The 7,325-nt window shown below is 68.2% G+C and carries 7 protein-coding genes; all 7 read right to left on the bottom strand.

Annotated features, from left to right (window positions below):
* Positions 1-14: 14 nt before the first annotated feature.
* Complete coding sequence (locus V7Q31_RS16185) at positions 15-1,085, bottom strand: ABC transporter ATP-binding protein (RefSeq protein WP_333834893.1); 1,071 nt, start codon at positions 1,083-1,085, stop codon at positions 15-17.
* A complete protein-coding gene (locus V7Q31_RS16180; RefSeq protein ID WP_333834892.1) occupies positions 1,082-1,909 on the bottom strand; it encodes a carbohydrate ABC transporter permease in 828 nt (275 codons plus the stop codon). The genes V7Q31_RS16185 and V7Q31_RS16180 overlap by 4 nt, the downstream gene beginning before the upstream one ends.
* Entirely contained in the window at positions 1,906-2,808 is a 903-nt protein-coding gene (locus V7Q31_RS16175) for a carbohydrate ABC transporter permease (protein WP_333834891.1), read from the bottom strand. Before V7Q31_RS16175 ends, V7Q31_RS16180 begins: the two co-directional genes overlap by 4 nt.
* Before the next feature lie 77 nt (positions 2,809-2,885).
* Positions 2,886-4,106, bottom strand: coding sequence for an ABC transporter substrate-binding protein (locus tag V7Q31_RS16170; protein WP_333834890.1), 1,221 nt, complete (start codon positions 4,104-4,106; stop codon positions 2,886-2,888).
* Between the two features lie 52 nt (positions 4,107-4,158).
* The gene (locus V7Q31_RS16165; RefSeq protein ID WP_333834889.1) at positions 4,159-5,037 is read right to left on the bottom strand and encodes a sugar phosphate isomerase/epimerase family protein; all 879 of its coding nucleotides are present in this window, start codon (positions 5,035-5,037) and stop codon (positions 4,159-4,161) included.
* A gap of 32 nt (positions 5,038-5,069) precedes the next feature.
* Positions 5,070-6,104, bottom strand: coding sequence for a Gfo/Idh/MocA family protein (locus tag V7Q31_RS16160; protein ID WP_333834888.1), 1,035 nt, complete (start codon positions 6,102-6,104; stop codon positions 5,070-5,072).
* A gap of 85 nt (positions 6,105-6,189) precedes the next feature.
* Positions 6,190-7,325, bottom strand: a 1,136-nt coding sequence (locus V7Q31_RS16155) for a LacI family DNA-binding transcriptional regulator (protein WP_333834887.1), incomplete at its 5' end; no start/stop codon positions are given.

Raw genomic sequence — 7,325 nt, 5'->3', positions numbered from 1 at the left:
TTGTCCTCGGCTGCTCAGCGCAGCAATTGGCCAGTGTCGCGATCGAAAACATGGATACGTTCGGGAGAAATCCGCACGCTCAGGCGGTCGCCCCGATTGGTGCGGCTGTGCCCATCGGCGATCAACGTTAGCTCCGGGTCGCCGCTGCTCGTCAGGAACGTGACCGATCCCGTCGTCTCCACCGCGCCGACGACCATGTCGATGGCGCCGGCTCCGGTTTCGCCGCCGAGCTCCAGATGCTCGGGCCGCAGCCCCACGATCACAGGCCGTCCGGGCGCGACGTCTCTCCTTAGCGGCAGCACGGGCGAGCCGGGCAGCGCGAGCTCCACCATGCCGTCGCCGCGCGCCACCGCAGGCACGAAGTTCATTGCGGGCGATCCGATGAAGCCCGCGACAAAGATGTTGGCCGGGCTGTCGTAGAGGGTCAGCGGCGGTCCCTGCTGCTCGATCACTCCCTGGCGCATCACCACCACATGGTCCGCCATGGTCATGGCCTCGACCTGATCGTGGGTGACATAGACCGACGTCGCGCCGATCCGATCGTGCAGGTTGCGCACCTCGCGCCGCATCTGAACCCGCAGCGCCGCGTCGAGGTTCGAGAGCGGCTCGTCGAAGAGGAATGCCTTCGGTTCGCGGATGATCGCCCGGCCCATGGCCACGCGCTGTCTCTGGCCGCCCGACAGTTCGCGCGGGTAGCGGCCGAGAAGCGCCTCCAGCCCGATGACGCGCGCCACTTCGGCGGCGCGGGCGGAGCGGTCGGTTCTTGGCACGCCGCGCAGGCGTAGGGCGTAGGTCAGGTTGTCCAGCACCGTCATGTGCGGGTAGAGCGCATAGGACTGGAACACCATCGCCAGATCGCGCTTGCGCGGCGGCATCCGGTTCACCTCGACGCCGGCGATACGCATGACGCCCGACGTGATGGTCTCGAGCCCGGCGATAGACCGCAGCAGCGTTGACTTCCCGCAGCCGGACGGTCCCACCAACGCGACGAACTGACCCTTAGGAATGCTCAGCGTGACGTCCTTCAGCGCGTGGAAGGCGCCGTAGTGCTTCTCGATCCGCTCGAGTTCGATCTGCGCGATCATTTCAGCGCCCCCGAGGTCAGGCCGGACACGATCTGGCGCTGCAGCAGCACGAAGGCCACGATGATCGGCGTTACGAACATGGCGGCGAAAGCCATGATGCCGTTCCATGTGACGATGTTAGGCTGAAGGAAGCGAGTCATGCCGATAGAGGCCGGCTGCAGGCGGCTGTCGGCGATGATCGAAGTCGAGTAGACGTATTCGCCGAAGCTCTGCATGAAAATGATCAGCGCCGTCACCAGCAGCCCGTTCCGGGCCAGCGGCATCACGATCATGGCGAACGCGCCGGCGCGGCTGTTGCCGTCGACCAGCGCGGCTTCCTCCAGCTCCCGCGGGACGGTCAGGAAGGCGGCACGGGCGAGGATGATGTAGAAGGGCAGCGATCGGCCGGCTATCGCAAGGATCGCCGCAGTCTGCGGTGTGTCGAGCAGCCCCAACCAGGCGAAACCGACATAGATCGGCGTGATCATCAGGCTTGGCGGCAGCACCTGCATCATCAGCACGAAGAACAGCGCCGCGTCGATCCATATCGTCCGGTAGCGCGCCAGCACGTAGGCGGCGCCGGTCCCGAACAACACCACCAAAGCGGTCACGCCGAAGGCGATGATTGTGCTGTTCCAGAGGTAAAGGCCGACGTTCGACAGCCGCCAGATCTCGGGATAGTTGGCCCACTGAGGATCGACGGGCCAGAGCGCGGGAGGCGAGGCGAAGATGCCCGACTCCGTCTTCAGGCTGGTGACGTACATCCAGTAGAGCGGGAACAGGTAGACCGCCGTCATCAGGAGCGCGGCGACCGACAGCAGCCGTGCTGTCGACGCCGTCATCATGCCCGCGTCTCCGCCCGCGTCGACGTCACGTAGAGCGCCGCCACCATGAGTACGAAGGCGATCATGATGACCGAGATGACCGCCCCGCGCCCGAAGTCGTATTCGCGGAAGCTGAGCTCCCAGCTCCAGAACTGCGCCACCTTGGATGAATTCGACGGCCCGCCCGAAGTGATGGCGGCGAACAGGTCGAACTGTTGCAGGGTGAAGATGACGCCCAACGCGAGGACGGCCCCGATGGTCGGGAACATCATCGGCACGGTGATGGTGCGGAAGCGCTGCCAGGCGGTGGCGCCGTCGAGGGCCGACGCCTCGTAGAGGTCGCGCGGGATCGCCGCGAGACCCACGGACAGCAGGATCATGTTGAAGGGCGTGCCGTACCAGATGTTTGCCAGCAGCACCGCGTAGAGCGAGTAGCGCACGTCGGAGCGCCAGAAGATCGGCTCGCTGATCATGCCGGCGCTTCGCAGCAGGTGGTTGATCACCCCGAAGTCGCCGGCCAGCAACCAGTTCCAGATCACGCCGACGACGAGCCCCGGCATGATCCACGCCGCAAGGAACACGCCACGGTACCAGGTCGCCCCTGGAAAGCCGAGGTCGAAGAACAAGGCTAGCGCGAACCCGAGCGTGAACTGGAACAGGATCGACAGGCCGAGAAAGATCGCGGTGTTGGTCAGCACGCGCATTGCGGCGCGGTCCTGAAAGACGCCGACGTAGTTTTCCCAGCCGACCCACGGGTGGGAGAACGACCCGAGGCTAAAGATGTCGACGCGCTGGAAGCTCAGGACTACGTTGTAGGCGATCGGAATGCCGGCAGCGAGCAGCAGGTAGAGCAGCGCCGCGCATAGCAGCGCCACGTCGAACCCCACGCCGTCGCGGAATGTGCCGAGGACCCGCCGCATTGCGTTCGCTCCGGTCCGCCTCGGCCCGTCGCCGCCCAAATCGAGGCTCGGGCGGCTGTGGGCCGTGGTCCGTTGGCTCAGTTGACGATACGGGCGATGTCGGCGGCGGCTTCTTCCAGCGCGGCCTGCGGCGTGCTCTGTCCCGTAAGCGCGTCCTGGATCGCGGTCCAGATGATGCGGCTGATGCGCGGCCACTCCGGATGCGGACCACGGTTGCGCGCATACCCGAGTTGCTCGGCGAAAACCTTCGCCGCGGCGTCGATCCGCGGGTTTCCGGTCGAGCCCAGTTCGACGTCGGACCGCGGCGGCATGCGCGAGAACTCGGCCCAAGCCCGATGCTGCTGGCTGACCATGTACTCGATGAGCCGGAAGGCGGCGTCGGGGTTGGGCGAGTTCGCGAACACGGCGTAGTTCATGTCGCCGAGCGCCGAGGACCGCGGGCTGTCGGGCTCAGGCGTGGGCAGCAGGGCGACGCCCCAGTCGAACTGCGCCGAGGCGGCCATTCGGTTCAATTCCCAGGGGCCGGAGATCGCCATGGCGGCGTTGCCCTGATTGAAGGTCGCGGTGCTGTCGAACTGGCCGCGCGTCAGCGTGTCGGGGCTGGCCAGCCCCTCGTCGATCAGGGTTTTCCAGATTTCGAGCCCGCGCACGGCGCCGGGCGCGGCGATGTTGTCGTAGTCCCCGCCGCCCATCTGAGCCCACGGCAGGAACTGGAACGTGCCCTGCTCGTTCGCGACGGCCGAGAAGGCGATGCCGTAGACGTTGCGGGCCGGGTCGCTCAGAGTGCGCGCGGCGCTAAGCAGCTCGTCCCATGTCTTCGGCGGGTTGTCTGGGTCGAGACCCTTCTCGCGGAACATGTCGCGGTTGTAGTAGAGCGCGATGGTGTTGGCGGCCCGTGGCACGCCGTACATCTTGCCGTCCCACGTCACCGACCGCCGCGGGCCGGGGAACAGGCTCTCGGGATCGATGACCTCCGAAGCCGCCACCTTGTCGTCGATGGCGAGGAAGGCGCCGCGCGAACTGAATGCGGGGAAGTCCGGGTTGTCGATCGAGATTACGTCGGGATTGGTGCGCGTCGCGAAGGCGCGAAGCGACTCGGCGATCATCTCGGCGAAGGGCACGGTGCGGATCTCGACCGTGATGTCCTCGTTCTTCTCGTCGAACTCGCGTGCGAGCACGACGTCGAGCTGACCCTCCTGCATTTCGGTCCAGAAGGTCAGGGTCACGGGCTGCGCCGCGGCGGCGCCTGCCGTCATCAGGGCCGCCGCGGCGGCCAGTCCCAAGGCTGGGCGTATCATGGGCGTTCTCCTCCGGTTCGGCGACTTGTGTCGCTCGCGTTCGGTTCTGTCGTTATCGCGCGGGATTGGCGTAGTCGGTGAAGCGCTCCCCTCCGCGGCAGGCTTTGAGATATCGAAGTGCGTGCAACTGTCCCTGCATCTCTAACGCATCGCGGTAGACGGGATCGTGCCACCCCTCAATGTCGATCGAGCCGGTGTAGCCGACCAGCCGCAACTCGCTGATGATGTCCGTCCAGTTGCTGTCGCCGAATCCCGGCGTGCGCATGAAGACCGCCTTGACCGGACCGGGATAGCCGTGCTCGCGGATGACGTCGTGGCGCACGGTCGCGTCCTTGCCGTGGACATGGAAGATGCGCGCCGCCCACTTGCGGATCTGCGGAGTCGGGTCGATCAGCCAGTAGAGTTGGTGACAGGGCTCCCACTCGAGGCCGAGGTTCTCGTCGGGCAGGGCGTTGAACATCCTCTCCCAGGCGTCGGGGGTCACCGCGATGTTCCAGTCTCCGCTGGCCCAGCTGCCCTCCATCGCGCAATTCTCGAAGGCGATGCGCACGCCACGGTCGGCGGCGCGGCGCGCCAAGGGCCCCCAGACTTCGGCGAAGCGCGGCAGGCTCTCGTCGATCGGCCGCCCGCGCAGGCGCCCCGCGAAACCCGCCACCACATCGGCCCCGAAGTGATGCGCAGCGTCGATCGCGGCCTCCCAGCTTCGGCGCGTCTCCTCGGCCGCCGCATCGCCTTCGAGTGCGTTGCCGAAGACCCCCAGCGTCGGCATGGTCACGTCCTTGTCACCGATGGCATCGCGCAGCCGCAGCGCGAGGTCGGCCAGGTCCATGTTCCCTATGGTCTGCCAGAAGAACGGCTGGATGCTCTCGAAGCCGCTGCCGGCGAGGTTCCTCACCGCTTCGGCCACACCGGGCAGGCCAGCCTTGACCATGGTGCCGATGCGGATGTCGCCAGATTCTTCTCTCACGTCGCCAACTCCCGGTCAGGCAGAAGCTCGATGCGCTGCCCGGAGGCGGCGCTGTCGATGGCGCCGAAGACCATCGCGAGGCTGTGGATGTTGTCGCTGCCGACCGTCTCCGGCTCTGGCCCGCCCCGCACGGCGGCGACAAACTCGCGCATCAGGCTGACGTAGCCCTCGGCCCGGGACACGTCGGCGAGCGGCGGCGCTTCGACGGGCTCGACCGGCCGGAAGAAGCCCTCCGCGCCGACGACGCGGCGCGCCTCGAAGCCGTCGGCGCCGTCCCAGAGCAAGGTTCCCCTCGTCCCGGTGAAGCGCCAGGACGCCTCCCAGCTCGTCGGTGCACCCTCGGCGCACCACGATCCGCGGTAGGTGAAGGTTAAGCCGTCGCCCATCTCGAACACGGCGAAGGCCGAGGCCCCATGCGCATACCATGAGCCCGGCGGATTGGTCTCCGAAGCCGTCACCGCGCGCGGCAGCGCGCCGGCCATGAAGCGGCCCGCGTCGAAGGTGTGGATCGCCATGTCGAGCAGGAGCACGTTGCGCATCCGCTCGCGGAACCCGCCGAAATGCGGGCCGAGGAAGAAGTCGGCGTGCAGGCCGGTGAGCGCGCCGATCGCCCCGCTGTCGAGAAAAGCGCGCGCCCGGCGGACGCCAGGCACGTAGCGGCGATTCTGGATGATGGCGTGCACGCGTCCGGCCGCCCTGGCCGCGGCCACCATCGCGTGCGCGTCGGCGAGGCTAGGCGCCATCGGCTTCTCGCTCAGCACGTGGCAGCCATGGCCGAGGGCCGCATGCACCACCGCCGGCCGCACGTCGGGCGGCACGATGTCGAAGACGGCCTCAGGCCGCGCCGCCGCGAGCACCGCCGCGAGGTCCGAGCCGACCGCCGCGCCGTCGCAGCCCGCCTCGCGCGCGAGCGCCGCCGCCGCTTCGACGTCCACGTCGACGAAGCCGCACAACTCGAACCCGCCGACCGTTTGGGCCGCCTTGATCCAGGCCCTGCTCTGTCTGCCGCAGCCGACCAGAACGATGCGCACCAGACGCTCCCCCGCGCCGCTCGCCGCCGGCCCCGCTCAAACTGATGGACCGATCACCGTAAGCGTTACGGAAACCGGCTCCGTGTCAAGTGCGCCGGTCGGAAGGCGCGCCGCCGGACAGGACGAGCCAGTCGGCGCGGTCGCTGGCGGCCACGAGGCGCGCCGACGCCAGATGCGCCGATACCGGCCGGCTTTCGCCGCCGCCCGGCGTGCGGTGCGCTAGCAGTCGGCGCGCGAGCTCGACGCCCACGGCGTCGAGATCGAAGGCGTAGCTGGCCATGGCCAGACCGTGGTTCTCCACCGCATGGATGGGCAGCACGCTGACCAGCGACACGTCGCGCCCTGGCAGCCTGCCCGCCTCAGCCAGCGCGGCGTGCAGGCGCGCGCCGAGGCGGCCGTTGGCCACGATTATCGCCGTCGCGCCCGCTCCCGCCGCATGGGCGAGGGCGTGAGGCTCCGTCACCGGGGCGACAAAGTTTCTCGCATCGAGGGCCGGGCCGGCGCCGGCGATGGCGGCGTGGAAGGCTTCGCCCATGATCGCCTCGTAGTGATGCCGGGTGCCTTCCGTGACCAGGGCGAACCGGCGATGGCCGCTCGCGACGAAGCGCCCAACGGCATCATGGACGGCGCCGCCGAAGTCGAAGTCAACGCACACAGGCTCGTCTTCCGCACGCCCGGTGCGGCCGAAGCAGACGAACTCGACGCCCCGCTCGCGCAGCAGGGAGACGCGGGCGTCCGCCGTCAGTGTCTCCGTAATCACCACCGCGTCGGCCACCCACCGATCGAGCATTCGGCGCATCGCCTCGACCCGGTCCTCTTCCGGACCGCGGAACATCACCACGAGGTCGAAGCCAGCGGCGGAAAGCACGCGGCGGGCGCCCTCCAGGACGGCCAGGAACGTGGGGCCGATCCCGGCCCCAAAGGACGGAACCAGCGTCGCCACCATTCCCGTGCGACCGCGCCGGAGGCTTCGTCCCGAGAGGTTGGGCGCGTAACCCCATTGCAGCGCCCTCGCCTTCACTCGGGCGCGAGTCTCCGGGTTGACGTCCGGCCGGTCATTGAGCGCGCGCGACACGGTGGCGACGGAGAGCTGAAGCTCGTCCGCCAGCTCCCTGATGCCGACGCGCGCGGAAATCCGTCTGGACACGGCTGCACACCATTTCCTGCACGTGGCGCAGTGCCAAAATCCGGGGGTCTGCGCAAGCCGAGCCGCCTTCATCG

It is taken from the genome of Rubrimonas sp. (assembly GCF_036788415.1).
Classification (GTDB): Bacteria; Pseudomonadota; Alphaproteobacteria; order Rhodobacterales; family Rhodobacteraceae; genus Rubrimonas.
The sequence above is the reverse complement of the archived record's forward strand: the minus strand, read 5'-3'. Positions and strand labels throughout refer to the sequence as shown.

Excerpts from the sequence above, each read along its gene's own strand:
- V7Q31_RS16185 (WP_333834893.1), bottom strand. The coding sequence starts at position 1,085 with ATGATCGCGCAGATCGAACTCGAGCGGATCGAGAAGCACTACGGCGCC.
- V7Q31_RS16180 (WP_333834892.1), bottom strand. The coding sequence starts at position 1,909 with ATGATGACGGCGTCGACAGCACGGCTGCTGTCGGTCGCCGCGCTCCTG.
- V7Q31_RS16175 (WP_333834891.1), bottom strand. The coding sequence starts at position 2,808 with ATGCGGCGGGTCCTCGGCACATTCCGCGACGGCGTGGGGTTCGACGTG.
- V7Q31_RS16170 (WP_333834890.1), bottom strand. The coding sequence starts at position 4,106 with ATGATACGCCCAGCCTTGGGACTGGCCGCCGCGGCGGCCCTGATGACG.
- V7Q31_RS16165 (WP_333834889.1), bottom strand. The coding sequence starts at position 5,037 with ATGGTCAAGGCTGGCCTGCCCGGTGTGGCCGAAGCGGTGAGGAACCTC.